The 24,347-nt window shown below is 56.2% G+C and carries 22 protein-coding genes and 2 tRNA genes; 12 read left to right on the top strand and 12 right to left on the bottom strand.

Annotated features, from left to right (window positions below):
* Positions 1–58: 58 nt before the first annotated feature.
* Positions 59–496 (bottom strand): BT0820 family HAD-type phosphatase, encoded by a 438-nt coding sequence (locus HQ37_RS05990; protein ID WP_036881460.1) that lies wholly within the window; start codon positions 494–496, stop codon positions 59–61.
* 215 nt (positions 497–711) lie between these two features.
* Here HQ37_RS05990 and HQ37_RS05985 point away from each other — a divergent pair, with 215 nt between their 5' ends.
* The 7 genes from HQ37_RS05985 (at position 712) to HQ37_RS05955 (ending at position 11,077) form a co-directional block, all read left to right on the top strand.
* Positions 712–1,410: a Crp/Fnr family transcriptional regulator gene (locus tag HQ37_RS05985; RefSeq protein WP_052080809.1), complete on the top strand. Its 699-nt coding sequence runs from the start codon at positions 712–714 to the stop codon at positions 1,408–1,410.
* 65 nt (positions 1,411–1,475) lie between these two features.
* A complete protein-coding gene (nhaA, locus tag HQ37_RS05980; protein WP_036881456.1) occupies positions 1,476–2,855 on the top strand; it encodes a Na+/H+ antiporter NhaA in 1,380 nt (459 codons plus the stop codon).
* A 95-nt stretch (positions 2,856–2,950) separates the two neighbouring features.
* Positions 2,951–4,036, top strand: coding sequence for a glycosyltransferase family 1 protein (locus tag HQ37_RS05975; protein WP_036881455.1), 1,086 nt, complete (start codon positions 2,951–2,953; stop codon positions 4,034–4,036).
* Positions 4,037–4,434: 398 nt separating this feature from the next.
* Positions 4,435–6,603, top strand: a complete 2,169-nt coding sequence (locus tag HQ37_RS05970; protein WP_036881454.1) for a peptidylprolyl isomerase — start codon at positions 4,435–4,437, stop codon at positions 6,601–6,603.
* Positions 6,604–6,717: 114 nt separating this feature from the next.
* Positions 6,718–7,758 (top strand): 23S rRNA (adenine(2503)-C(2))-methyltransferase RlmN, encoded by a 1,041-nt coding sequence (rlmN, locus tag HQ37_RS05965; RefSeq protein WP_036881447.1) that lies wholly within the window; start codon positions 6,718–6,720, stop codon positions 7,756–7,758.
* Positions 7,759–7,789: 31 nt separating this feature from the next.
* On the top strand, positions 7,790–9,448 hold the full coding sequence (gene pafA / locus HQ37_RS05960; RefSeq protein ID WP_036881445.1) for an alkaline phosphatase PafA: 1,659 nt from the start codon (positions 7,790–7,792) through the stop codon (positions 9,446–9,448).
* Between the two features lie 198 nt (positions 9,449–9,646).
* Positions 9,647–11,077: an aspartate ammonia-lyase gene (locus HQ37_RS05955; protein ID WP_036881444.1), complete on the top strand. Its 1,431-nt coding sequence runs from the start codon at positions 9,647–9,649 to the stop codon at positions 11,075–11,077.
* 255 nt (positions 11,078–11,332) lie between these two features.
* On the opposite strand, the gene HQ37_RS08385 is transcribed toward HQ37_RS05955, so the two are convergent.
* On the bottom strand, positions 11,333–11,497 hold the full coding sequence (locus HQ37_RS08385; RefSeq protein ID WP_160215069.1) for a hypothetical protein: 165 nt from the start codon (positions 11,495–11,497) through the stop codon (positions 11,333–11,335).
* 37 nt (positions 11,498–11,534) lie between these two features.
* On the opposite strand from HQ37_RS08385, the gene topA reads away from it, so the two are divergent.
* Genes topA through mnmD form a run of 4 tightly spaced genes read left to right on the top strand, consistent with a single transcriptional unit; the run spans position 11,535 to position 15,965 of the window.
* A complete protein-coding gene (gene topA, locus HQ37_RS05950; RefSeq protein WP_036881443.1) occupies positions 11,535–13,928 on the top strand; it encodes a type I DNA topoisomerase in 2,394 nt (797 codons plus the stop codon).
* 3 nt (positions 13,929–13,931) lie between these two features.
* The gene (truA, locus tag HQ37_RS08340; RefSeq protein ID WP_036881442.1) at positions 13,932–14,693 is read left to right on the top strand and encodes a tRNA pseudouridine(38-40) synthase TruA; all 762 of its coding nucleotides are present in this window, start codon (positions 13,932–13,934) and stop codon (positions 14,691–14,693) included.
* A gap of 3 nt (positions 14,694–14,696) precedes the next feature.
* Positions 14,697–15,233, top strand: coding sequence for an RNA methyltransferase (locus HQ37_RS05940; RefSeq protein WP_036881441.1), 537 nt, complete (start codon positions 14,697–14,699; stop codon positions 15,231–15,233).
* A 39-nt stretch (positions 15,234–15,272) separates the two neighbouring features.
* Positions 15,273–15,965: a tRNA (5-methylaminomethyl-2-thiouridine)(34)-methyltransferase MnmD gene (mnmD, locus tag HQ37_RS05935; RefSeq protein WP_036881440.1), complete on the top strand. Its 693-nt coding sequence runs from the start codon at positions 15,273–15,275 to the stop codon at positions 15,963–15,965.
* Between the two features lie 27 nt (positions 15,966–15,992).
* Here the strand turns inward: mnmD and HQ37_RS05930 are convergent, their stop codons facing one another.
* Genes HQ37_RS05930 through HQ37_RS05915 form a run of 4 tightly spaced genes read right to left on the bottom strand, consistent with a single transcriptional unit; the run spans position 15,993 to position 19,321 of the window.
* On the bottom strand, positions 15,993–17,123 hold the full coding sequence (locus tag HQ37_RS05930; protein WP_081951788.1) for an RluA family pseudouridine synthase: 1,131 nt from the start codon (positions 17,121–17,123) through the stop codon (positions 15,993–15,995).
* Complete coding sequence (locus HQ37_RS05925) at positions 17,110–17,754, bottom strand: PASTA domain-containing protein (RefSeq protein WP_052080808.1); 645 nt, start codon at positions 17,752–17,754, stop codon at positions 17,110–17,112. Before HQ37_RS05925 ends, HQ37_RS05930 begins: the two co-directional genes overlap by 14 nt.
* Before the next feature lie 29 nt (positions 17,755–17,783).
* Entirely contained in the window at positions 17,784–18,533 is a 750-nt protein-coding gene (locus tag HQ37_RS05920) for an ABC transporter ATP-binding protein (protein WP_036881438.1), read from the bottom strand.
* Positions 18,534–18,574: 41 nt separating this feature from the next.
* Positions 18,575–19,321 (bottom strand): ABC transporter permease, encoded by a 747-nt coding sequence (locus tag HQ37_RS05915; RefSeq protein WP_036881437.1) that lies wholly within the window; start codon positions 19,319–19,321, stop codon positions 18,575–18,577.
* 70 nt (positions 19,322–19,391) lie between these two features.
* Between HQ37_RS05915 and lptB the strand changes: the two genes are divergently transcribed.
* Complete coding sequence (lptB, locus tag HQ37_RS05910) at positions 19,392–20,138, top strand: LPS export ABC transporter ATP-binding protein (protein WP_036881436.1); 747 nt, start codon at positions 19,392–19,394, stop codon at positions 20,136–20,138.
* Positions 20,139–20,237: 99 nt separating this feature from the next.
* Here the strand turns inward: lptB and HQ37_RS05905 are convergent.
* From HQ37_RS05905 to HQ37_RS05880, 6 genes are all read right to left on the bottom strand, one after another.
* Positions 20,238–20,310 (bottom strand) — tRNA-Lys (locus HQ37_RS05905).
* A gap of 48 nt (positions 20,311–20,358) precedes the next feature.
* Positions 20,359–20,431, bottom strand: a tRNA-Lys gene (locus HQ37_RS05900).
* A 288-nt stretch (positions 20,432–20,719) separates the two neighbouring features.
* Entirely contained in the window at positions 20,720–21,130 is a 411-nt protein-coding gene (locus HQ37_RS05895) for a hypothetical protein (protein ID WP_036881433.1), read from the bottom strand.
* Positions 21,131–21,912: 782 nt separating this feature from the next.
* A complete protein-coding gene (gene rnc / locus HQ37_RS05890; RefSeq protein WP_081951787.1) occupies positions 21,913–22,680 on the bottom strand; it encodes a ribonuclease III in 768 nt (255 codons plus the stop codon).
* A 51-nt stretch (positions 22,681–22,731) separates the two neighbouring features.
* Positions 22,732–23,988 (bottom strand): beta-ketoacyl-ACP synthase II, encoded by a 1,257-nt coding sequence (gene fabF, locus HQ37_RS05885; protein ID WP_036881431.1) that lies wholly within the window; start codon positions 23,986–23,988, stop codon positions 22,732–22,734.
* A 22-nt stretch (positions 23,989–24,010) separates the two neighbouring features.
* A complete protein-coding gene (locus HQ37_RS05880) occupies positions 24,011–24,250 on the bottom strand; it encodes an acyl carrier protein (RefSeq protein ID WP_036881429.1) in 240 nt (79 codons plus the stop codon).
* Positions 24,251–24,347 lie beyond the last annotated feature (97 nt).

Genomic DNA, 24,347 nt, shown 5'->3' with positions numbered 1-24,347 from the left:
CGAGCCGATCGGCTATGCTCGGGGGTGATCCTTTGTTGTTGGTTGCCTCTTAGGCCTATTACTTGCCTCTCAGGCGGGCGAAGAAACCTTTGCGCTCGGGCTCGGCATCTATGCGCTCTACGCCTGCGATTAGATGCCAGTCGGCTGTCAAGGCCTTACCCTCCTTGATGCGATGGTAGATGAGCCCCCAGTCGGGCAAGCCCCCGAAGCTACGGTCATCGATGAAGAGGTCGGCCTTGAGCTTGCGGGAGAAGCCACTGCCACTCATATCTTCCTCCGGGAAGTCTCTATTGACGGCGTAGAACTCCAAGCCTCGCTCACGACACCAAGCGACAGCCTCGTCGAGGAGCTTCCCCTCTCGTACAGTCCAGAGGATGAGTCGATGCTGCTCTCGCTGGAGCATCTTGAGGGTTGTCGTGGCGAAGGGGATCTCCTCGCCGATCTCGGGATAGCGATGGCGTACAATAGTCCCGTCGAAGTCTACTGCTATGATCATAAAATCGTCTATAGTTCTATGGTGAATGCTCTTGCTGGGCGGCCTCGAGTCCTGCTCTAGGGTAGGCGAGGCGTTACAAAAGTAATCAATTCTCCCATATCCCTCTTCCTGAGCATTTATAGCCGAAGGAATTGTAGCGGAATAGTTATCTTTGCACAAGAACCCTGGCAGTGAGAAAGAAGTCTCTCGGCTGTCCGCATTAGAGCCTGAATCAATTGGATAGGAAGAAGAGGATCATCTCCACTCAGCTGGCTGGCCTATGGAGTGTCTTGGCCAATGAGCGAGAGCGCAGCTTATTGTGCGCTGACTCTTATATGCGTACCTATTCGAAGGGGGAGGTCGTGATCGATCAGGGCCACCCAGTTCAGCACATCTACATCCTGCTCTCAGGCAAGGTGAAGGTCGTGCGCAATGGTATTTCGGGACAGGTGCATATTGCCCGCATTCTCGGACCTAAGCAGTTCTTCGGTATTCGCTCATTCTTGGCGGGTATGCCCATGATGGCTAAGGTAACTGCCTACGAGGAGACAGTACTGCTGGAGACGCCTACAGGTACACTCATGGAGCTCTTCGAGGGCAATCCTCGGTTAGGGATCTTCTTTCTCGAGCGGTTGTCCATCGATATCCATCACTCAGAGGAGCGTATTCTCAGTCTCACGCAGAAGCACCTGCGTGGTCGCCTAGCTGATACGCTTATCATGCTGGTGGGGCAATATGGCCTCGCTGCTGATGGGGTAACCCTAAATATCTGTCCCACTCGGGCTGATTTGGCCTCTCTGAGCAATATGACCACGCACAATGCTATTCGGACGCTCTCCAGCTTTGCCCGAGAGCAGATCGTCGCCACTACGGGGCGTCAGATCAAGATCGTCAATCTGCGTCAGCTGCAACATATCAGCGAATATGGTGGCTAACCTAAGGCCCTTCTTTTGTGCCTGAGGCCTGGCTACAGTAATATAATAAACTCTAACTCTATCGTATGAACGTTATCAACCAATTACTCTCTCCTCTGAGACGCATATCCATCCCGCGTCCCAGTGCTTCGGTGCTGCTCTTCATGGCTTCGCTGATTGCTGTGGCTGTGGCCAACTCTGCATGGAGCGAATACTATGAGGCCTTGCTGGCCTATCCGATCGAGGTTAAGATCTTGGGTTTTGAGCTCTTTGCCCATCATGGCGAGACGATGACCCTAGCACAGTTCGTCAATGATGGCCTGATGGCGATCTTCTTCTTTGTTGTGGGGCTTGAAATCAAGCAGGAAATGACTGTTGGTGAGCTCTCTACAGTCAAGAAGTCCATGCTCCCTGTCATCGCTGCCATGGGGGGGATGATCGTTCCTGTTCTCTTCTTCTCCCTAGTCTGTCCTCCTGGGCCTGCGATGCGTGGGGCTGCGATCCCGATGGCCACGGATATTGCCTTTGCCCTGGCCTTGCTGGGGGCTCTAGGTAAGCACGTGCCTAGCTCTTACCGTGTATTCCTGATGGCCTTAGCAGTGGCGGATGACATCGGGGGGATCATCATCATCGCCATCTTCTATAGCTCTCATGTAGCTTGGGTGCCCCTGCTCTTGGCTTTTGGTTTGCTCTTCGTGGTGTCTTTCATTGGTCGATTGGGGATGCGCAATCCATTCTTCTACTATGTCGCCTTCTTCGTTGTCTGGTTGCTCTTCTTGCAGTCAGGGGTACATACAACTATCGCTGGGGTGCTGATCGCTCTCTGCGTGCCCATTTCGACGAAGATCCGTATCGAAGATCTGCGTGCGCACATGCGCCGAGAGTTCAACCGCCTCAACCCTACCGACTATCGAGAGGCTAAGGGGGCTCTCGTACTCTCGTCGGATCAGATGCATGTAACCGAGGCTCTTCGCCGTGCTCTAGGTCGCTCAATCAGCCCTGTGCAGACGATCGAGCACATGATCGCTCCGTTCGTGAGTTACTTCATTTTGCCTGTTTTCGCCTTTGTCAATGCGGGGGTGTCATTTGAGGGGATCTCGTCGGATGGGCTTATGGGTCTACCGCTGGCGATCTTCTGTGGCCTCTTCCTGGGCAAGGCGATCGGCATCAGCCTCTTCACCTGGTCAGCCATTAAGCTGCGCCTGTGCTCTTGGCCCAGTCAGATGAGCCTCATTACCCTTGTGCCTCTGGCCAAGTTTGGCGGTATTGGCTTCACCGTATCGCTCTTCATCGCCAGCCTCTCTTATGGGGTGGGGCACGAAGATCTGCTCAATCAGGCCAAACTCGGGATCTTTGCTGGGACGATCATCTCGGCTCTCTCGGGTTACCTTTGGCTGGGCATTGCTCTCAAGCGTACAGGCATATATGCTTCGCAGGACAAAGCTCCACAGATCCTCGACAAATAGCTCGTTGAGGTCTGCTATGTTTTCACTTGTACACCTCCCACGATCCCTATGGCTCTCCGCTCGGCTCGTGGGGGGTGTCCTTATTTTGAGACTGTATGACTCCCCCTAGGCGCATCCTTGTCGATCTCGAGCGCACTCGCTATCCTCACTCTGGCCTCGGCTACTACTGCCACTGCCTAGAGCTGGGCCTGCGCACGCTACAGATCCCCCTAGAGCTGCATTACTATCGTCCTCGTAGGGCTGAGGAGGTGGATGTGCATCCCTATCACTTTATGCACAAGGTTATCAACCGTACTCCACGAGGCTATGATCTGCTGCATCTGACCCATCAGCAGCAGGATTACTTTCCTGGGCGGTACGGTGAGCGGCGTATGGTTACGCTGCACGATCTTAACTTCCTCTACGAGCCTCTCAGTTCCAGACGTTATGAGCGAGAGCTCAGCAAGGCTCGGCGCAATCTGAATGGAGCGGACTGCATCGTCTCGATCTCCCACTTCGCCCAGGAAACGCTGCTCAAGCATCAAGAGCTCTTCGACCTCAAGCCGAGTATAAGTCTCGAGGTTATCCACAATGGTATTCTGTTATCCACAGAGCCGCCCTCTAGCCTCGGGGCGGCCGAGGCCTCGATACAGAGCCTGGGGCAGCGACCTTACCTCCTCTCGATCGGGGTGCTCTCGCCCAAGAAGCAGCAGCACCTGCTCGTACAGATGTTGCCCCACTTGCCTCGAGAGTTGGAGTTGGTGCTCGTCTACTCGGCTTCGAGGGCGGAGTACCTTGGTCAGCTCCGAGAGACGATCCACCGCCTTGGGCTTGAGGCTCGGGTGCATCTGCTCCACCGGGTCAGCTCCGAGGCCAAGGCCTATCTCCTGGGGCATTGCCAGATGTTGTTACATCCCTCGCTGGCGGAGGGCTTCGGCATCCCACCTGTGGAGGCGATGGCTATGGGCCGTCCCGTACTGCTCAACCCTGCGACTTCGTTGCCCGAGATCGGTGGCGAGGCTGCGTACTACTTCTCCTCGCTCGAGCCGGAGGCGATGGCTGAGCGAGTCTCTGAGGCCTTGGGCGACTTTGCCGAAGACCCTCTACGAGCCCAGCTGCTGCGCCTCTGGGCCGAGCGTTACGACTATCGGCGTATGGCCGAGGACTATGCCCGCCTCTATGCCCGAGAGCTGGGCATGTAGCCCCTCGGTAGGGGATGAGAACCACTCTTTTAGACTCTCCTGAGTCTTTTTTGTATATTGCTTATTATAAGTTAGATATAGACATCGTCTACTGCCTTATTGAGCTCCTATTTGAGCCTCAGTTTCGATCCTATTAGGATCTCGAGTGAAGTCCTATTTGGATCTCCATTGAGCTCCTACTTGAGTCTCCACGCAGCTCTCCCCGAGAGCTCATCAGACTCTCTCCCGAGGGTTCATCCATAGGCCTATCTTGACCTCACCGCTCTGCCTCTGTGCCCTAAGGCTCGGACGAAGCCCCCCGATGGGGAAGGCACTTGCTGTAAAATCACTGTTATATCACGTACAGTTTGTATCTTTGCCCTCCGATAAATGTAGGAATACAATAATCAAATAATACAATGGCAGTTTTAGAGAAAATCAGAAACAGCGCAGTGCTGATCGTGGTCGTTATCGCTATCGCCCTGCTCGCCTTCATCGTAGGAGATGCCCTGCAGCAGGGTACTAGCATCTGGCAGCGTAACCAGCAGATTGTCCTCTCTATCGACGGAGAGGATGTGTCGATACACGACTACCAGGCCCGCCTGCAGGATATGGAGCGCATGGCTCAGGAGCGTATCGGTGCACAGCCCACCGATGAGCAGCGTATGATGATCAACAACCAGCTCTCACAGGAGTACATCACGGATTATGCCCTCAATAAGATCGCCTCGGATCTAGGTCTGAAGGTTACGGCGGATGAATTCTATGCCCTGCTCATCGGGGGCAAGGGAGTCGCACCCTCGCCCGTGGCCAGCCAATTCTTCTCTAGCATGGGGATCGATGCCTCGGATAGCAAGATGGTCAATGACTTCATCGCTCAGATGAGCGATCGTCAGATCGAGGCACAGCCACAGGAGTTTCAGGAGCAGATGCGCATGCTACAGTCTCGCTGGATCGGTGTGCAGAAGGCCATCGTCAATACTCGCCTACAGCAGAAGCTCGAGGCCCTCTTGCGTCGCACCTACAAGCTCACCGATCTAGATCGTGAGATTGCTCTCTCCGATGGCTCTCGCACTGTCGCCCTCGTGCGTACGACACCCTCGCTCATCACCGACAGCACCCATCGTGCTACAGACGAGGAGATCAAGAAATACTATGACGAGCACAAGAACTACTTCCGTATGCAGTCTCCCTCGACGGAGCTGAGCTTTATCAGTGTGCAGGTAGTCCCCTCGGCCGATGACTATCGTGCCGCCGAGACCACCAAGGACGAGGTGATGAGTGCCCTCTTGGCCGCCAGCACACGCAAGGATGTCGAGGAGGCTCTACGTGCCCACCATGGCAACAAGTTCTTCCGCCCCACTTACCTCATTGGTTCGGAGCTAGATATGCTCGCTCAGGTAGGGGTGAGCAATGATGAGATCGCCTTTGCTAAGGCTGCTCAGATTGGTCAGGTCAATGCTCCTCAGCTCGTGAGCGACCGTTACAACCTCATCAAGCTCGTCGATAAGAAGCGTGGTGTAGAGAGCATCAACGTGCGTCTGATTGCCCTCGATAGCCTGCGCTCAACACAGGTAGACAGCATCCAGAGACTCCTGGCTTCGGGTCGCGACTTTGCCGCCCTGGCTCAGGAGCTCAGCGTCGATACCTCTACGGCTGCCAATGGCGGTCTGATCACCTTCCCTGGTCAGTATGGGATGCTCGACAGTGCGATCACCGAGTTCGGTGCAGCACAGATGGGCCTTGATACGCTCTACAAAGCCCCCATCGGTCAAGTGATCACGATAGATCGTGGACAGAATAAATTCCTCGTCAAGGCTGTTAATCCCAAGCCCGTGGTGGACAAGTACCAGGTGGCTTTCGTTTCGATCCCAGTAGAGTTCTCCGACAAGACCTTCGACGAGCGTTACAACGCTCTCAATACCATCCTCAACGAGGGTGGAGGCTTCGATGCCATGGAGCAGAAGGCTGTCAAGGAGGGCTTCAACGTCTCTCGTGATGTCGCTGTAGCAGCAGAGAGCCCTCAGCTCTCTTTCATCCCCAGTTCTCGCCAGATCGTTTCTTGGGCCTTGAATGCCGATGAGGGCGAGGTAACGGACAAGATCTTCCGCTGCTCCAACGACCACCTGGTCATCGCTCAGGTGAATAGGCATATCGCCGCAGGCTTCGCTCCTCTGTCTATGGTGCGTGAGCAGGTGATCGCCGAGGTCGAGGCCGCCAAGCGCACCGAAGCACTCGCCGAGAGCCTCTCTGCCAAGGGCCTCTCAAGCCTCGAGGCCTATGCAGCCGAGCTCTCCACCCAGGTAGATACCCTTGTGGGAGTCAACTATATCGTGCGTGGCTCTGAGGGGGCAGCTTTCAACGCCAAGGCGATGACCACCGCCCTGGGCTCGCTCTCCAAACCCTTCGTCGCTCGCACCGAGGTCATGGTCGTGCGTCCTATCTCGGCAGAGCCTCTAGCCAAAGAGGTAGCACAGAGCCAGGCCGAGCAGCAGCAGAGTGCTACGAGCAGTCAGATCTCTCGCCGTGCCTTCTTCGACCTAGTTCAGTCGCTTAAGATTACGGACAATAGGGCTCGCTTCTTCTAAAGAAGATTTCTTAAACAGAGAGCAAGGCCATGAGGGGAAGCTGCCTCTCATGGCCTTGATTTTTTGGTAACTTTGCCCTCATTAGGCCCTTGAGGCTGGGTAGATCATCCTAACATGAACGAAATTATAACAACCAAACGCCCACTGTTGGGCCTCACCCTGGATCAGCTGACTCAAGAGGTCATCGCCCTCGGGATGCCCCGATTTACGGGTAAGCAGATAGCTCAGTGGCTCTACCACAAGAGGGCTACCACCATCGACGAGATGAGTAATATCTCCAAGGCCAATCGAGCCCTCCTGGCCGAGCACTTCGAGGTCGGTCGCTCCCAACCCGTAACCTCGCAGCTGTCGATCGATGGGACGCGTAAGTATCTCTTTCGAGTGAGCAACGGAGGGCTCGTCGAGTCGGTATTTATTCCCGAAGGCGACCGAGCTACGCTCTGCATCTCCTCGCAGGTAGGGTGCAAGATGAACTGTCTCTTCTGTATGACAGGCAAGCAAGGCTTCAAGGCCCACCTCTCGGTCGGTGAGATCATCAACCAAGTCCTCTCGGTCGAGGAGAGCGAGCGTCTCACCAACATCGTCTACATGGGCATGGGAGAGCCATTGGACAACCCCGACAATGTCCTCTCTAGTATCGAGGTCATGACCGCCGAGTGGGGGTTGGGTTGGAGCCCCAAGCGGCTCACCCTCTCGACCGTAGGGGTGAGGCGAGGGCTCGAGCGATTTCTTCGGGAGACCAAGTGTCATCTAGCCGTGAGCCTGCACAACCCCTTCGCTGAGGGTCGCCTGCAGATCATGCCTGCCGAGCGAGGTACTAGCCTCGAGGAGACCTTGGAAATGATTCGCCAAGTAGACTTCAGTGGCCAAAGGCGAGTGTCCTTCGAGTACATCGTCTTCGACGGGGTCAATGACAGCCCTGCTCATGCGGCAGAGCTAGCTCGCATCCTCAGAGGCATCCCCTGCCGCATCAATCTGATCCCCTTCCATCAGATCCCCAATGTCCCCCTAAGGCCCGTCTCGGCCGAGCGTATGGAGGCCTTCAAGGCTCTACTCGAGCAGCGGGGGTATGTTACGACGATACGCACCTCCAGAGGGGAGGACATCTCCGCTGCCTGCGGGATGCTCTCGACCAAGGAGCAAATGAACCTATAAACCCTATTGACAACCTAAATCGACACTTCGTATGCAAACAAATCTTTTTCGCCGTCTTGGGCTCTGCCTCGTGCTGCTCTTGACAGCCTTTCCCCTTGAGGCCCAATCTCGCCCCGAACGTCCTCGTATCGTCGTGGGCATGGTGGTAGACCAGATGTGTTGGGATTATCTCTACCGCTACAACGATCGCTTCGGTGAGGGGGGCTTTCGCCGTCTTCTAGGCGAGGGCTTCAATTGCCACAATGCACGGATCAACTACCTGCCTGCCGTAACGGCCATCGGGCATGCTACGGTCTATACGGGCTCTGTTCCCTCGATCCACGGCATCGCAGGCAATAACTTCCGCATCAATGGGCAGCCTGTCTATTGTACGCAGGACAACTCGGTACAGACCGTCGGGGCCGATAACGGTCGCAGCGGACAGATGTCTCCGCGCAACATGCTGGCCACTACCATCACGGACGAGCTGCGCATAGCGACGAACTTCCGCACCAAGGTCGTTGGCGTAGCCCTCAAGGATAGAGGTTCGATCCTGCCCGCAGGCCATAGTGCCCATGCGGCCTACTGGTTCGATGATGCCTCAGGTAACTTCATCTCGAGCACGTATTACATGAGTGAGCTGCCTCGATGGGCTCGCCGCTTCAACGAGCAGAGGCGAGCAGAGAGGCTCTTGCGTGATGGGTGGAGGACCCTATATCCAATCTCCACTTACCTGGAGAGCACGGCAGACGATACTCCCTTCGAGTCTCCCTGGACGAAGGACGGTAAGCCTACCCTTCCTCTCGATACTAAGGCTCTTGCTCAGGACAGGGGTATAGGGGTAATCCGCACCACTCCCATGGGTAATACTCTTACCCTCGAGATGGCTCGGGCTGCGATCGAGGGAGAGAAGCTGGGCATGACTCGGGGTCATACAGACTTCTTGGCCGTTAGTCTCTCGTCTACGGACTACATTGGGCATCGCTACGGAACCTTTGCGATCGAGACGGAGGATACCTATTTACGCCTAGACAAGGAGCTGGCAGACTTCTTCTCCTATCTCGATAGGACTTATGGTCGGGATGGCTATCTCTTCTTCATTACTGCTGACCATGCTGCGGGACACAACATTACCTTCCTTAAGCACCATCGTCTGCCAGGTCGCTCGTTTAAAGCCTCTACTGTGGTGAAGCAGCTGGATAGCTTGGCTAGAGAATTTCTCGATGTGGATAGCTCCATCGTCAAGGGGGTGTCTAACTATCAGTTAGTACTTGATGAGGGCAAGCTCTCTAGGCTCAAGGCTAAGGAGCGTCGCGAGCTGATTGATCTCTTGTGTGAGCATCTAGTCGCTGTCCCAGGTGTTGCCTATGCAGTACCCTCGGAGCGAGTGAACGAATATGCTCTGCCCGAGGAGCTACGCATGAGGGTGATCAATGGTTATAATCGCCATCGTAGTGGCCAGATCTTTATCATCTTGCATCCAGGTTGGGCTTTGAATAGCTCGGAGAATCCTCGTGGTACAGACCACTCTGTTTGGTCTCCCTATGACACACATATCCCATTGATTTTCATGGGTCATGGGGTGAAGCCTGGGCATCTCTATCGTGAGGTCTATATGACAGATATTGCCCCTACGCTGGCCTTTATGCTAAGTACTCAGTTGCCTAGCGGTTGTATCGGCAAGCCCATCACAGAGCTCATCCAGTATTAGAGGCTCTGTATTAGGTATTCTAGAGGGCAGTGCAGCGATCTATGTGGTCGATGCCCTGCCCTCTGTCGCTACGGCCCTCTCGCTCTACTGGAGGAGGGAACAATAGACCGAATAAAGATTGGTTGAGGTAGAAAAAAGGTCTACCTTTGTGCTATGACTTAATTTCATATTCCGCATACCCCTCAAATCCGTTGTCTTATGAATGCAACAGACAAACACTTTCGCCTAGAGAGCGACCTCCTGGGCGAGCGTCAGCTACCAGCTGATCGCCTCTATGGCGTACAGACGCTCAGAGGCATGGAGAACTTTAAGATCAGCCGCTTCCTACTCAGCGATTATCCGCTCTTCATCCGAGGGCTTGCCTTCACCAAGGAGGCAGCAGCTATGGCCAATCGTCAGCTTGGTCTGCTGACAGAGGAGCAGGCGCAGGCGATCATCAAGGCTTGCCATGAGCTGCTGGATGGCAAGCACCATGAGGACTTCCCCGTGGATCTGATCCAGGGTGGGGCAGGGACGACGACCAACATGAATGCCAACGAAGTGATCTGTAACCGTGCGCTACAGATCATGGGGCATGAGGCTGGGGAGTTTCAGTACCTCTCGCCCAACGATCATGTCAATTGCTCTCAGTCTACCAACGATGCCTATCCTACGGCCATCCACATGGCTCTCTATGCCACGCACCTCGAGCTGCGCAAGCATCTAGAGCAGCTCATTGCCTCCCTCAGGGCCAAGAGCCAAGAGATGGCACACATCTTGAAGATGGGCCGCACGCAGCTACAGGACGCAGTACCCATGTCGCTGGGTCAGACCTTCGGGGGCTTTGCCTCTATCCTCGAGCATGAACTCATCAACCTCGATCATGCTGCTGAGCAATTCCTCACGGTGAACATGGGTGCTACGGCCATCGGTACGGGGATCTGCTCCGAGCCTGGCTATGCTGATCTCTGCACGGCTGCCCTGGCACAGATCACGGGCTGGCCTATCCGCAAGGCTGCAGATATGGTAGGCTCGACAAGCGATACCAGCGAGATGATCGGCTACAGCTCGGCGATGAAGCGTGTGGCGGTCAAAGTGAACAAGATCTCCAACGACATTCGTCTCATCTCGAGTGGCCCTCGCTGCGGCTTGGGTGAGATCAATATCCCTGCGATGCAGCCAGGCTCGTCCATCATGCCCGGGAAGGTAAACCCCGTCATCCCCGAGGTGATGAGCCAAGTGTGCTATAAGGTGATGGGCAACGACCTCTGCGTAACCCTAGCTGGCGATGCTGCACAGATGGAGCTCAATGCGATGGAGCCCGTGATGGCTCAGTGCTGCCTCGAGTCTGCCGAACTCTTGATGAACGGCTTCGATACCCTGCGTACGCTCTGTATCGACGGCATTACGCCCAATGAAGAGACCTGCCGTGCCTACATCGAGCAGAGCATCGGGATCGTTACCGCCCTGAACCCCATTATCGGTTACAAGAACTCGACCAAGATCGCCAAGGAAGCCATGGAAACGGGTCGTGGTGTATACGAATTGGTGCTCGAGCATGGCATCCTCTCGAAGAAGGATCTCGACACGATCCTCTCGCCCGAGAATATGATCCACCCCGTGAAGCTGGATATTAAGCCCCTCAAGTAGTCCTCCCCTGGAGGCTATACCCTCGTAGATGATCTCCCACCTCGGCCTGTGCTGGGGTGGGAGATTTACTTTGGGATGTGTCCCTCTAGCTCCCCTCATCGGAGAGCCTATCGAGAGCTCAGGTGCGTGCTGGGGAGGGCTTCGACTGCGAGCCTTCCGAGGCCTCTGTAGAGATCTAAGTAGGACTTCACCCGAGCTCCTATCTGAGTCTCACCATCGATCCTAATAGGATCGATGGTGAGATCCTACTTGGATCTATCCGCCCGATCCGCCGCTGCCTCTTCTGTACCCTACGCTAGAGTCCCGAGAGAGGGAGGCTGGGCTACGGATCGGGCTGCGATCTCGGAGGCTGGGAGAGCCCAAGCGGACCTGCCCTGCACAGCGAAGTGTACGCTCGTCAGTCATTTTGTTTATTCTCATTACCTTTGCCGTCGAATCCATTATACAGCTGGAACGAATGCAAAACAATCTAGTCATCGTCGAGTCGCCCAAGAAGGCAGAGCTCATCCAAGGCTTCCTCAACAAGAAAAAACTCACCGGCTACACCGTTATGGCCAGTGCAGGCCATGTGCGAGACCTCAAGCAGAAGGCCTTCAGCGTCGATCTAGCCAATGACTATGCCCCCGAGTACGAGATCTCTGAGGACAAGCGTGCGCTGGTGCGTTCGCTCAAGGCCGCAGCTAAGCGTGCCGACCTCGTCTTCCTCGCTTCCGATGAAGACCGTGAGGGGGAGGCCATCGCTTGGCATCTGAGCCAAGCCTTGGATCTTGATCCGGCCAAGACGAGACGCATTGTCTTCCATGAGATCACTTCCGAGGCCTTCCTACACGCCCTCGAGCATCCTCGCTCGATCGACCAGGATTTGGTCGATGCCCAGCAGGCTAGGCGTGTCCTAGATCGTATCGTGGGCTTCGAGCTCTCGCCCGTGCTTTGGCGGCGCATTCGCCGCTCCCTCTCGGCTGGGCGTGTGCAGTCAGTGGCTGCACGTCTAGTCGTCGATCGTGAGCGGGAGATCAATGCCTTCGTGTCGAGTTCGAGCTTTAGGGTTCAGGCAGAGTTTGCCCTCGAGGGTGGGGCTTCGCTCTCAGCAGAGCTCAATCATCGCTTCGAGGAGGAGGCTGAGGCCTCGACTTTCCTATCCCTGTGCTCGGGGCAAGCCTTCTCCATTGGGTCGATCAACCGTCGCTCGGGCAAGCGATCGCCCGCAGCCCCCTTCACCACCTCTACGTTACAGCAAGAGGCTGCGCATAAGTTTGGCTACTCCGTAACGCAGACCATGCGCCTGGCCCAAAGCCTCTACGAGTCGGGGCATATCACCTATATGCGTACCGACTCGGTCTCCCTCTCGTCGATGGCGATGGGGGCTATCGCCGAGGTTGTCAAGACGACCTATGGCGAGCGTTACTATCAGGCCCGCAAGTATCAGACCAAGAGCAAGGGGGCTCAGGAGGCCCACGAGGCCATCCGTCCCACCTACATGGACAAGGAGGCGATCAGCGGCACACCGCAGGAGCAACGACTCTATCAGCTCATTCGTCGCCGCACCCTTGCCTCGCAGATGGCCGATGCCGAGCTCGAGCGTACGACTGTCAGCATCCCCGTCTCGGGCTCACCTCATAGCTTCGTAGCACAGGGCGAGGTGGTCATCTTCAAGGGCTTCCTCGAGCTCTACATGGAGTCCTCGGGCGAGGACGAGCCCGTGGCTACCAGTGCCGCCAAGCTCCTGCCCCCCCTCAGCGAGGACCAGGCTCTCACACTCTCTCAACTTGATGCTGTCGAACGCTTTGCCCAGCGTCCTGCACGCTATACAGAGGCCTCGATGGTGAGCAAGCTCGAGGAGCTGGGCATTGGCCGACCCTCTACTTATGCCCCCACGATCCAAACCATCCAGGCTCGTGGCTATGTCGAGCGGGCGGATCGAGAGGGGAGGGAGCGTCGCTTCGTTGAGCTTAGGCTCGAAGAGGGGCAAATACGTCGCTCGGAGCGCACCGAGCTCTATGGTGCAGACAAGGGTAAGCTCATCCCCACTGACATCGGCATCGTGGTTAATGACTTCCTCGTGGAGCAATTCCCCCGTATTGTAGACTACAATTTCACGGCACGTGTCGAGGAGGGCTTCGACCAGGTAGCCGAGGGAGCGATGCGCTGGCAGGATCTGATCGACGAATTCTATCAAGACTTCCACCCAGCCGTCGAGCAGGCCTCCGAACGCCACGAGGGCGAGCAGCGTGTGGGCACTCGTCTCCTAGGCACAGACCCTGCGACAGGTAAGCCCGTCTCGGCCACCATCGGCCGCTATGGAGCGATGGTGATGATTGGCTCGGCCGAGGATGAGGACAAGCCTCGCTTCGCCTCCCTACGCACTGGTCAGCAGCTCGATACGATCACCCTCTCCGAGGCTCTCAAGCTCTTTGAGCTGCCTCGTCAGCTGGGCCTCTACCAAGACAAGGTCGTAACCGTGGCCATTGGTCGCTTCGGCCCTTATGTGCGCCACGATGGTAAGTTCGCCAGCCTGCCCAAGGAGGCCGATCCGATGACTATCACCCTCGCTGAGGCCATCGAGCTGATGGAGGCGAAGCAGGAGGCCGAGCGCAAGAGCCTCCTGCGGGCCTACGACGAGGATGCCGACCTACAGGTACGCAGCGGTCGCTTCGGCCCTTATATCAAGTACCAAGGGGCAAACTACAAGATCCCCAAGGAGGTGGAGGCCACCTCGCTGAGTTATGAGGACTGCATGAGGCTCATCCAGGCTGCCCCCGCCCCTTCGGCCCGCAAGGGTAGAGCGGCCAAGACAGCCTCGGCCAGTACCCCTCGCTCCAAGACCCCTAGACGAGCCAAGAGCAAGGCCTAAGCGATGCGCTACTTCATCTACCTCAGCTACAACGGTACAGCCTACAGCGGCTGGCAGACCCAGCCCAATGCCCCCAGTGTGCAGGAGACCATCGAGCGAGCCCTCTCGACCATCCTACAGCAGCCCACCGCCATCCTCGGCGCAGGGCGAACGGATGCTGGAGTGCATGCCCGAGAGATGGTCGCACACATAGACCTCCCCCTCGACCTCGAGGAGGCTCGCCATCTGATCTTCCGAGCCGATAGGCTGCTGCCCAAGGATATTGCTCTGAGCCGCATCGTCCCCGTTGTACCAGAGGCACATGCACGCTTCTCGGCTGTGGGACGCACCTACCGTTATTATGTCTCTCGAGAGAAGATGCCCTTCGCCCAAGACCTCGTCCTGCGCATGTACTTCGACCTCGATATAGAGCGGATGAATGAGGCTGCCTCGCTCCTGCCCCACTTCACCGACTTCACCAGCTTCAGCAAGCTGCACACCGACGTCAAGACCAATATCTGCCACGTGCAGGAGGCCTATTGGCGGCGTGATCCCGAGACGGGTATGCTGGTCTTTACGATCACGGCAGACCGCTTCCTGCGCAATATGGTGCGTGCCATCGTCGGCACGCTCTTTCAGGTCGGTAAGGGGCGCATGAGCCCTGAGGACTTCTCCCGTGTCATCGAGGCTGAGGATCGATCTTTGGCAGGCTCTTCTGCCCCCGCCCATGCCCTCTATCTCGAGAGGGTAGATTATCCCGAGGAGCTCTTCCTTCCCCTAGACTAAGCCATGAGGAAGCTCAAGATCACCGAGATGCAACGCCTCGCCCCCGAGGCCTACGTTCAGAGTACGAAGATCCCTGTGGTCGTCGTCCTCGACAGTGTGCGCAGTATGAACAATGTGGGCTCGGTTTTCCGCACGGCAGACGCCTTTCGCCTCGAGGGACTAGTCCTCTGCGGCATCACCGCCCGCCCGCCTCACCCCGACATCCACAAGACAGCCCTTGGGGCGGAGGATAGCGTCCCCTGGAGCTATGCCCCTACAGCCCTCGAAGCCGTCGAGGCCCTTCGCACTGAGGGCTATGAGGTCTATGCCCTCGAGCAGGCACACGGTAGCCAGAGCCTCGAGGCCTTCGAGGCAGATCTGTCCAAGCGGTATGCTCTAGTCATTGGGAATGAGGTGCATGGCGTGGCGCAGCAGGCCTTAGATCGCTGCCATGGCTGCCTCGAGATCCCTCAGCTGGGTACGAAGCATTCGCTCAACGTGTCTGTCGCCACTGGAGTAGCCCTTTGGCAGATCGTTCGCCCTTGGCTCGGGCAGATCTAGGGCTGGGGTGTTTCTGTTGATTAGATCGAGATCCTGACGATGAAGCATAAGCCGCTGCTACGTATGACCGAGGATGGTAGTCCTACGCTCTACCATGAGGCCCTGGGGGAACACTACCATTCGACCCATGGGGCTCTGCAGGAGAGCCGTCATATCTTCATCGGCTATGGCCTCCTGCCTGCGCTCTCTGAGCCTCGTCGAGAGCCTCTGAGGGTGCTTGAGGTTGGCTTCGGTACGGGCCTCAATGCCTTGCTCACTCGCCTCGAGGCGGCCCGCTGTGGTGCTCCTATTGATTACACGACGCTGGAGCTCTATCCCATCGAGCCGGAGGTCTATCGGCTTCTGAACTTCGACCTCGAGCCCAGGGCCGAGGCGGCAGAGCTCCTCCTTCGTCTGCACCAAGCCCCTTGGGACGAGCCCTATCCCCTTGACGAATGGATGACGCTCCACAAGCGTCGAGCAGATCTGCTCTCGGTAGAGCTGGGGCAGGGGTACGACCTCATTTACTTCGACGCTTTCTCGCCCGAGGCACAGCCAGAGCTATGGGCCGAGGAGGTCTTTGCCCGACTGGCCGAGGCCTCAGCCCCTGGGGCGATCCTCGCCACTTACTGCGCCAAGGGGGAGGTGAGGCGACGCCTACAGCGATCAGGCTTCCTCGTCGAGCGTCTGCCTGGGCCTCGAGGCAAGCGAGAGGTACTCAGGGCTCGCCTAGTCGATCGCTCAGAGGACTAACCCTCTGCTACTCAGAGGCTTCGGCCGCTACTGCTCATCCACCTGGGCCGCATACGTGCGCCAGCGGTCGAGTAGGGTCGAGAGATCCTCGGGAAGTTCCGAGTCGAAGACCATCCATTCGCCTGTGGCTGGATGCTCAAAGCCGAGGGTCTTAGCATGCAATGCCTGTCGAGGGCAGATCTTCAAGCAATTCGAGACGAACTGCTTGTAGCGAGAGAATTGATTGCCCCACAAGATCTTATCCCCCCCATAACGTTCGTCTGCGAAGAGGGTATGCCCGATGTGCTTCATATGTGCTCGGATCTGATGCGTTCGCCCCGTTTCTAGACGGCACTCTATCCAGCTCACATAGGCGAGTTCCTCTAGGACCTCGTAATGCGTTACAGCGTGTTTACCGCGCTCGCTATCCTCGGGGTAGACGGCCATCTGTAGGCGGTCTCGCTCGTCGCGGCCAATATTACCGACAATAGTTCCTCGGGGCTCTTTGAAGCGACCCCATACGAGGGCTCGATAGGAGCGGTGGGTTGTCTTGTCGAAGAATTGCTTGTTCAGATGTGCCTTCGCCTCAGCCCGCTTGGCAATGACCAAGAGTCCACTGGTGTCCTTATCAATACGGTGTACCAGCCCTAGGCGTGGGTCGCTAGGGTCGTAGAGAGGGTCATCCTTGAGATAGTAAGCTAGAGCGTTGAGTAGCGTCCCGGTATAGTTGCCGTGGCCTGGATGGACGACTAAGCCCGCAGGCTTATTGACGACGAGCAGATGGTCGTCTTCGTAGACAATATTGAGGGGGATATCCTCAGGGATGATCTCAATCTCTCTGCGAGGGCGTCTGAGCTGTAGGGTAATGACATCGAGGGGTTTGACTCGATAGTTGCTGCGCACGGGTTGCCCGTTGGCGAAGATGTAACCTGCCTCTGCAGCCTGCTGAATGCGGCTGCGAGTAGTGCGAGTCATGTGGATAGCGAGAAACTTGTCCACTCGGAGCAATCCCTGCCCTGCATCAGCGACGATGCGGTAGTGCTCATAGAGCTGTCCCTCGGCCTCTTCGCCTAGGGTTTGATCAGTTTCGTCGAGCTCCAATTCGTCGTCTACCTCTGCCTCTAGCTCCTCGAGCCAGTCAGCCTCTATAGGTTCGCCAGTCATACTACCACCACTCATTTGGTTCGGGTTCTTCTTCGGCTTTCTTCGTCGGTGTCTCCTCGGGTGTCCAAGTGGCATTTTCGTCCTCGATTAGTCCCTCTACAGGGGGGAGGGTATCGGCCACATTGCCCACGACCAGGAGGACGATAGGGGTGTCGATACTGAGCATATCGCCTGCCTTGAGGGGCTGTCCGTTGCGCAGCTCAAAGCCCTGAGCCAGGTTGATGTAAGGGCCTGAGACGATGCGTTGGTCTACTCGCTCGAAGCCGAGGCCTCGGAGCAATGCAAGGGCCTGTCGGGCAGACATGTCCTTGACGTAGGGTAGGGCCACACGTCTCTGCTGGCTGGAGTAGATCTTGACGAAGATGGTGCGTCCAGGCTTGACCTCGTGCCCCGGGGCGGGGATAACGTCGAAGACTGTGCCTGGGACGGCCTCTCGGGAGTAAACCGAGTCTACCACTTCGTAGAAGAGGTTACTGCTCGAGAGGATCAAGCTCGTCTGCTCTAGGGTCTTGCCCCTAACCTCTGGGATAGGGATGTTGATATGGTGTTTGGTGTAGACCTTGAGCCCCCAAATGATGCCCCAGAGCAGAACGCTGGAGAGCAGGAGCATGAGGAGGAGGTTGAAGAGTATAGAGTTCTTTTTCATATTTGCTGTGAGGATATTGGGGGTCTCCCTTATTCGCTAGTATCGGGTTGGTTGTCCAGGCCTGCATCGATGAAGTGGCGCAGGCGTTCGGTTCCTGTCATCTCGATGGTTTCACTGCTACCCTCCCACTCCTTGCGCCCCTGGTGCACGTAGATGATCTTGTCGCCGATGCTGCGCACGGTGTTCATATCGTGGGTATTGACGATGGTTGTGATATTGTACTCTCGGGTGAGCTCTTGGATGAGCTGGTCAATGAGTTTGGAGGTCTTGGGGTCTAGGCCCGAATTGGGTTCGTCGCAGAAGAGGTATTTGGGCCCCAGGGCGATAGCTCGGGCAATGGCAGTGCGCTTCATCATCCCTCCGCTGATCTCGCTAGGGTAGCGGTGTGCGGCCTCGGTAAGGCCTACTCGCTCGAGATAATCCTTGGCACGTTGGCGGTAGACGTTGTAGCTATCGGTGGAGAACATCTCGAGGGGGAACATCACGTTCTCCAGCACGGTCATACTGTCGAAGAGGGCTGAGCCCTGGAAGAGCATCCCCATCTCTCGTCTGAGGCCAAGGAGCTCTCGCTTGTCCATGGCTGCGATGTCTCGCCCATGGTAGAGGATTTGTCCACTGGTTGGGGGGATGAGGCCGATCATACACTTGACGAAGACGGACTTGCCTGCGCCGCTACGGCCAATGATGAGGTTCGTCTTGCCGGGCTCGAAGGTGGCATCAATGCCCTTGAGCACCTCTTTGTCCCCGAAGGATTTGTATAGTGATTTGACTTCTATCATAATAGTAGTTCTCGTGTAGAGGGGATCGGGTCGCTGGGCCTCTAGGTCAGCAGCAGATTGGTCAGTAAGAGGTCGAAGACGAGGATCAGCACGCTGCTCTGCACGACCGCATTGGTACTGGCCGAACCGACCTGTAGAGCCCCACCCTTGACCGAATAGCCGTAGTAGGACGAGACTGAGGCGATCAGAAAGGCATAGACCAGCGACTTGATGATCGAGTGCAGGATGTAGATCGGGGAGAAGAAGAGCTGTAGCCCGTACTCGAAGTCCTTGGTGGGGATGGTGTCGGTGATGAAGGTCGCTAGATAGCCCCCACCGATACCCATGACCATGGAGAAGATCGAGAGGATGGGGACGAAGAGCATCAGCCCGACGACCTTGGGCAGGATGAGGAAGTTGGCACTATTGACCCCCATGATCTCCAGGGCGTCAATCTGTTCGGTTACTCGCATGCTCCCGAGCTCGGAGGCGATGCTCGAGCCGATCTTCCCCGCCAGGATGAGGCACATCAGAGTCGAGGAGAACTCAAGCAGTACCATCTCTCGGGCCGAGTATCCGATGGTGAACTTGGGGATCAGTGGGCTGGTGATATTGATCGAGAGCTGAATGGTGATCACCGCCCCGATGAAGAAGGAGATGATGAAGACAATCCCCAGCGACCCCACCCCGAGGTCATAAACTTCCCGCACGAGGCTGCGGTAAAACATCCGCCACCGCCCTGGCCATGTGAAGGTGCGCTGCATGAGCAGCGTATATTCGCCTAATTGCTTTAAGGCTTTAATATTCATTTAATGATCTGTATAATTATCTCTACAAAGATAGCACTATCTTTGCAGTCGTCTCAGCACTTCAATCGCAATGATACTCAGAACGGACAATCTAGTCAAGCGTTACCGCAGCCGCACCGTCGTCAATCATGTCTCCATCGAGGTGGGGCAGGGGGAGATCGTAGGCCTGCTCGGCCCTAATGGGGCAGGCAAGACGACCACCTTCTACATGACTGTCGGGCTTGTCGTGCCCAATGAGGGGCGGATCTTCCTCGATGACGAGGATATTACCCGCCAGCCCGTCTACAAGCGTGCCCGTGCGGGGATCGGCTACTTGGCTCAGGAGGCCTCGATCTACCGCAAGATGAGTGTCGAGGACAATATCCTCTCGGCCCTTGAGTTCACTGCTCGCTCCAAAGCTGAGCAGGAGCAGAGACTCGAGGAGCTGATCGCAGAGTTTCGCCTCGAGAAGGTGCGCCGTAACCACGGGAACCGCCTCTCTGGGGGCGAGCGTCGCCGAGCAGAGATCGCCCGTTGCCTGGCGATCGACCCGAAGTTTATCATGCTTGACGAACCTTTCGCTGGGGTAGACCCCATCGCCGTGCAGGATATTCAGATGATCGTGGCCAAGCTCAAGCAGAAGAATATCGGCATCCTGATCACCGACCACAATGTGTACGAGACGCTCAGCATCACGGATAGGGCCTATCTGCTCTTCGAGGGTAAGGTGCTCTTCGAGGGTACTGCCGAGCAGCTGGCCGAGAACGAGATCGTGCGAGAGAAATACCTGGGTAAGGACTTCACCCTGCGCCGCCGTACCTTCGAGCATTTGGACTAATTGCCCCCTCGGACGAGGGCTCGGGGAGGATGCTGCCTCTCCGAGAGCTATATACGGACGAAGCCTGACCATCTGGTCAGGCTTCGTCGCTTGTCTAAGTGACCCCGGTGAGGCTCGAACTCACGACCCAATGATTAAGAGTCATTTGCTCTACCAACTGAGCTACAGAGTCATTCGATTTGCGGGGGAAGTCCCTCGAAGGTCTTTGGTGTCCCTTCTGTGACCCCGGTGAGGCTCGAACTCACGACCCAATGATTAAGAGTCATTTGCTCTACCAACTGAGCTACAGAGTCAATACTTGCGTATGTTGTGAAGACCCCTCCACTGCAAATCGTCTGCAAAGGTAATGCGGTTTTTTGTGAAAAACAAGTGATTGGGGCAAAAATCGTTGCTCCTTATTTCTTTGCATCCGACTATCTCTCTTGTTTCTAGGAGAATAAAAGTGTCGAGGAGAGCCCGAGGACCCTCCTCGACAGATGGATGAGGCGTAGTGAAGGGTTGCCTACGACTTCGCTGACCTCCCCTACGAGAGGGTGCTTCGAGGCTTACGCTTTGCCCGACCTTCTCGGAGGGCTCTGCCCCTAGCGACGGAGCTTGAGGTAGTAGAAGGCCCGCTCTAGGATGACCACACCGATCACGATCCAGGGCACGAACGAGAGGTCGAAGGCCCGACCCAGGACGAAGCCCACGAGGAGGGCTATGGTACGGGAGAGGTGAACTCCCTCCGCCTCCAGCTTCCTCCCCCCGACCACGAGGCTATTCATCGTGATCATCAGGAGGATGGCGACTACTGCGCCGAGGAGCAGGCCCAGCCACCCCGCATAGGTGGTCGCCAGCCCTACGGCAAAGAAGAGAAAGCCGATGAAAGCATTGCGTGCATACTGCAACCTAGAGCCATTGCGCTCGAGCCAAAAGGCCAGGGCATATACGACGAAAAGAACTGCCGCAAAGGCGATCACATAGGGGCATCCCCAAATCTCCAAAGTATTCATATTGTGTCTGTTTTGAACGAGAGCATCAGTTATCTCTTCCTGTGATCAGGACAAAAAATAGTTTTCTCATAATTTTGAAATGTTAGTTTGTTGTATTGTTGGCATGCATGCGTAGCGAAGATATAATGAAAAATCAAATAAGCAAGTTTTTTGTGGGTATTCTGAAGTAAGTTTTTTATCTTTCACTATTTCAGCTATATATCATGGGGCACTCGTCCTGCATGGAGGTGGAGGCTTCTCCCGAGGCCTAGTGAATACCCCTGTGGAGATATAAGTAGGACTTCGATCGAGGCTCAGATAGGAGCTCGAGTGAAGTCCTATTTGAGTCTCAAGTGCGCTCCTACTTAGGCCTCCATCGAGCCTCCCCCGAGGGTGCATACGTCTCTCTAGGGAGCATGCATCTGAGGCCCTATCGAGAGCTCCACCGAACCTTGGCGCAAGAGCCTCTTGCACTAATGTCAAAATGCAGAAAATCAATTCTTTGAAATTACGCAATAGCCTGTTGCGCTAATTCAATGTTTGGGAAAATCAGCCTATAGACGTTAGCGACTGCCTACTCACCAAGATTAGCCCCAACAACCTGCGCTCTACCCTCCCCAGCATCAAGGAGGTAGAGGAGGAGTTGAACCGAATTGTGAATAAGCAATAAACACCCTTGCTACTCACTTCGCATTTCGTAGACCCTGAAAATATCTATCCCGAGGAGTAACCCTACTCCTCGGGATAGATGCTCCCTGCCAGTCCGATCTCGGGACGCCTGGGGGATGTGTTAATGAGAGGGGTTAGAGGCCGAGCTCGTCCCGTAGGCTGGGATCTGCCTTGCAGAGGGCGTTCAGAGCTTCGTGGGCGGCCTCCTGATGGGCCTCCTTCTTGTTGTTGCCTCGGCCCGTGCCGATCCGCTTGTCGTTGATGAAGACGGCGCAGACGAAGACCCCTCCGTTGCGTTTGGGCTCCTGGAGCATGCGGAAGTCGAAGCTCAGATGATGCCTCTGTGCCCACTCCAGCAGGAGGGACTTGTAGTTCGTCGTCTGCTCGACGAGGCTCTCCTCGAGCTCTCGGAAGAGGGGCATGACCCGCATGATGACAAACTCTTCGGCTACGAGGTAACCCTTGTCGAGGAAGATCGCCCCGATAAGGGCCTCTAGAGCATTGCCATAGACATCGGGACTGTGCCGATTGCTCGGGCCTGTGCGGCTGAGTTGCAGCAGTTTGGCAAGACCCATGCGTCGGGCGACAGCGTTATTGACCGATCGCTTGACTAGGGTTCCTCGACGCTTGCTCATCTGCCCTTCGTCCCAGAGAGGGTGCTCTCGGTAGAGGTAATGGCTGACAGCAGTCGCCAGGACAGAGTCGCCGAGGAATTCGAGCCGCTCGTTATTGACCTTATGCCCCGCTTCGTCCACGAAGCCGCAGGAGCTGTGGCTCATGGCCAGCTCGTAGAGCTTAGGGTCAGTTGGGGCGAATCCGAGCACCTGGTTTAGATAAGCCAAAGGCTCTACGGGTCTGAACCCGAAGAGCCTTTTGACTTTTTGAATGAGTTGTCTCAGCATAGATAGTCTTCTCTTGCTTAGAGCAGGGACTTCGTAGCTAGGAGATCGTGCTTAGCGTACGAACTTCTTGAAGATCACACTCGCATTGTGCCCGCCGAAGCCAAAGGTATTGGACAGGGCTGCACGTACGGGACGACGCTGAGCCTCGTTGAACGTGAAGTTCAGCTCATAGTCGATCTCGGGATCACGATCCTCAGGGTCGTGGTTGATCGTAGGAGGTACGATGTCTTCCTCGACAGCCTTGAGCGTGGCCATGGCCTCGATCGCCCCAGCAGCGCCGAGCAGGTGTCCAGTCATGGACTTGGTCGAGCTGATGTTGAGCTTGTAGGCGGCATCGCCGAATAGATCCTTGATCGCCTTGGCCTCCGAGATGTCGCCCACAGGCGTAGAGGTACCATGCACATTGATGTAGTCGATGTCCTCCACGCTCATGCCAGCATCCTCGAGGGCATTCTTCATCACCAGCTTAGCCCCTAGCCCCTCAGGGTGTGTGGCGGTCAGGTGATGGGCATCGGCCGAGAGGCCTGTGCCGACGAGCTCAGCGTAGATATGGGCCCCACGAGCGATAGCATGCTCCATCTCCTCGACGATGAGGCAGGCAGCACCCTCGCCCATTACGAAGCCATCACGGCTTGCGCTGAAGGGGCGTGAAGCTCGCTCGGGCTCTTCGTTGCGTGTGGAGAGGGCGTTCATCATATTGAAGCCACCCACGCCAGCCGCACAGATCGAGGCCTCTGCTCCACCAGCGATGATTACATCGGCCTTGCCGAGGCGGATCAGGTGGCAGGCATCGATCAGCGCATTGGTCGATGATGCACAGGCCGAGGCTGTGGAGTAGTTAGGGCCGTGGAAGCCGTACTTGATCGAGATATGACCCGCAGCAATGTCCGAGATCATCTTGGGGATGAAGAAAGGGTTGAAGCGTGGGCCTCTCTCCTTGTCATACCCCATCACCTCCTCCTCGAAGGTCGTCAGACCCCCGATGCCCGAGGCTACGATCACACCGACACGGCACTTGTCTACAGTCTCCAAATCCAGCTTCGAGTCTACGAGAGATTCGTCAGCTGCAACCATGGCGAACTGGGCGAAGCGGTCTAGCTTGCGAGCCTCCTTACGATCCATGAAGTCGCCGACCTTGAAGTCCTTGACCTCGCACGCAAAGTGTGTCTTGTGCTTGGAAGCGTCGAAGAGCGTAATAGGACCTGCTCCACTCTTCCCCGCCTTGAGGGCTTCCCATGTCTCAGGGGCCGTATTGCCCAGTGGGGTAATAGCACCGATACCGGTGATTACAACTCTCTTCAGTTCCATGACAGAGAATATGAGGGAGGAATTAAGCGTTGAGCTTGCTCTCGATGTAGTCGATAGCGTCGCCTACAGTCTTGATCTGCTGAGCGTCCTGGTCGGGGATCTGAGTGTCGAACTCCTTCTCGAAATCCATGATCAGCTCTACAGTGTCGAGAGAGTCTGCACCGAGATCGCTGGCGAAGTTAGCTTCACGAGTTACTTCAGAGGCTTCGCAGTTGAGCTTGTCTACGATGATTTCTCTTACCTTTTCTTCAATCTGTGACATAGTCTTGAATTGTTTAATATGAATATCTAAAAAGTTATCTTTGCATACCCTCGTCTGCGTCCTCGATCCTCTCTTTGGAGAGGTGTTCAGATGCACA

It is taken from the genome of Porphyromonas sp. COT-239 OH1446 (assembly GCF_000768875.1).
Taxonomy (GTDB): domain Bacteria; phylum Bacteroidota; class Bacteroidia; order Bacteroidales; family Porphyromonadaceae; genus Porphyromonas.
The sequence above is the reverse complement of the archived record's forward strand: the minus strand, read 5'-3'. Positions and strand labels throughout refer to the sequence as shown.

Excerpts from the sequence above, each read along its gene's own strand:
- HQ37_RS05990 (WP_036881460.1), bottom strand. The coding sequence starts at position 496 with ATGATCATAGCAGTAGACTTCGACGGGACTATTGTACGCCATCGCTAT.
- nhaA (WP_036881456.1), top strand. The coding sequence starts at position 1,476 with ATGAACGTTATCAACCAATTACTCTCTCCTCTGAGACGCATATCCATC.
- HQ37_RS05975 (WP_036881455.1), top strand. The coding sequence starts at position 2,951 with ATGACTCCCCCTAGGCGCATCCTTGTCGATCTCGAGCGCACTCGCTAT.
- HQ37_RS05970 (WP_036881454.1), top strand. The coding sequence starts at position 4,435 with ATGGCAGTTTTAGAGAAAATCAGAAACAGCGCAGTGCTGATCGTGGTC.
- rlmN (WP_036881447.1), top strand. The coding sequence starts at position 6,718 with ATGAACGAAATTATAACAACCAAACGCCCACTGTTGGGCCTCACCCTG.
- pafA (WP_036881445.1), top strand. The coding sequence starts at position 7,790 with ATGCAAACAAATCTTTTTCGCCGTCTTGGGCTCTGCCTCGTGCTGCTC.
- HQ37_RS05955 (WP_036881444.1), top strand. The coding sequence starts at position 9,647 with ATGAATGCAACAGACAAACACTTTCGCCTAGAGAGCGACCTCCTGGGC.
- HQ37_RS08385 (WP_160215069.1), bottom strand. The coding sequence starts at position 11,497 with ATGAGAATAAACAAAATGACTGACGAGCGTACACTTCGCTGTGCAGGG.
- topA (WP_036881443.1), top strand. The coding sequence starts at position 11,535 with ATGCAAAACAATCTAGTCATCGTCGAGTCGCCCAAGAAGGCAGAGCTC.
- truA (WP_036881442.1), top strand. The coding sequence starts at position 13,932 with ATGCGCTACTTCATCTACCTCAGCTACAACGGTACAGCCTACAGCGGC.
- HQ37_RS05940 (WP_036881441.1), top strand. The coding sequence starts at position 14,697 with ATGAGGAAGCTCAAGATCACCGAGATGCAACGCCTCGCCCCCGAGGCC.
- mnmD (WP_036881440.1), top strand. The coding sequence starts at position 15,273 with ATGAAGCATAAGCCGCTGCTACGTATGACCGAGGATGGTAGTCCTACG.
- HQ37_RS05930 (WP_081951788.1), bottom strand. The coding sequence starts at position 17,123 with ATGAGTGGTGGTAGTATGACTGGCGAACCTATAGAGGCTGACTGGCTC.
- HQ37_RS05925 (WP_052080808.1), bottom strand. The coding sequence starts at position 17,754 with ATGAAAAAGAACTCTATACTCTTCAACCTCCTCCTCATGCTCCTGCTC.
- HQ37_RS05920 (WP_036881438.1), bottom strand. The coding sequence starts at position 18,533 with ATGATAGAAGTCAAATCACTATACAAATCCTTCGGGGACAAAGAGGTG.
- HQ37_RS05915 (WP_036881437.1), bottom strand. The coding sequence starts at position 19,321 with ATGAATATTAAAGCCTTAAAGCAATTAGGCGAATATACGCTGCTCATG.
- lptB (WP_036881436.1), top strand. The coding sequence starts at position 19,392 with ATGATACTCAGAACGGACAATCTAGTCAAGCGTTACCGCAGCCGCACC.
- HQ37_RS05895 (WP_036881433.1), bottom strand. The coding sequence starts at position 21,130 with ATGAATACTTTGGAGATTTGGGGATGCCCCTATGTGATCGCCTTTGCG.
- rnc (WP_081951787.1), bottom strand. The coding sequence starts at position 22,680 with ATGCTGAGACAACTCATTCAAAAAGTCAAAAGGCTCTTCGGGTTCAGA.
- fabF (WP_036881431.1), bottom strand. The coding sequence starts at position 23,988 with ATGGAACTGAAGAGAGTTGTAATCACCGGTATCGGTGCTATTACCCCA.
- HQ37_RS05880 (WP_036881429.1), bottom strand. The coding sequence starts at position 24,250 with ATGTCACAGATTGAAGAAAAGGTAAGAGAAATCATCGTAGACAAGCTC.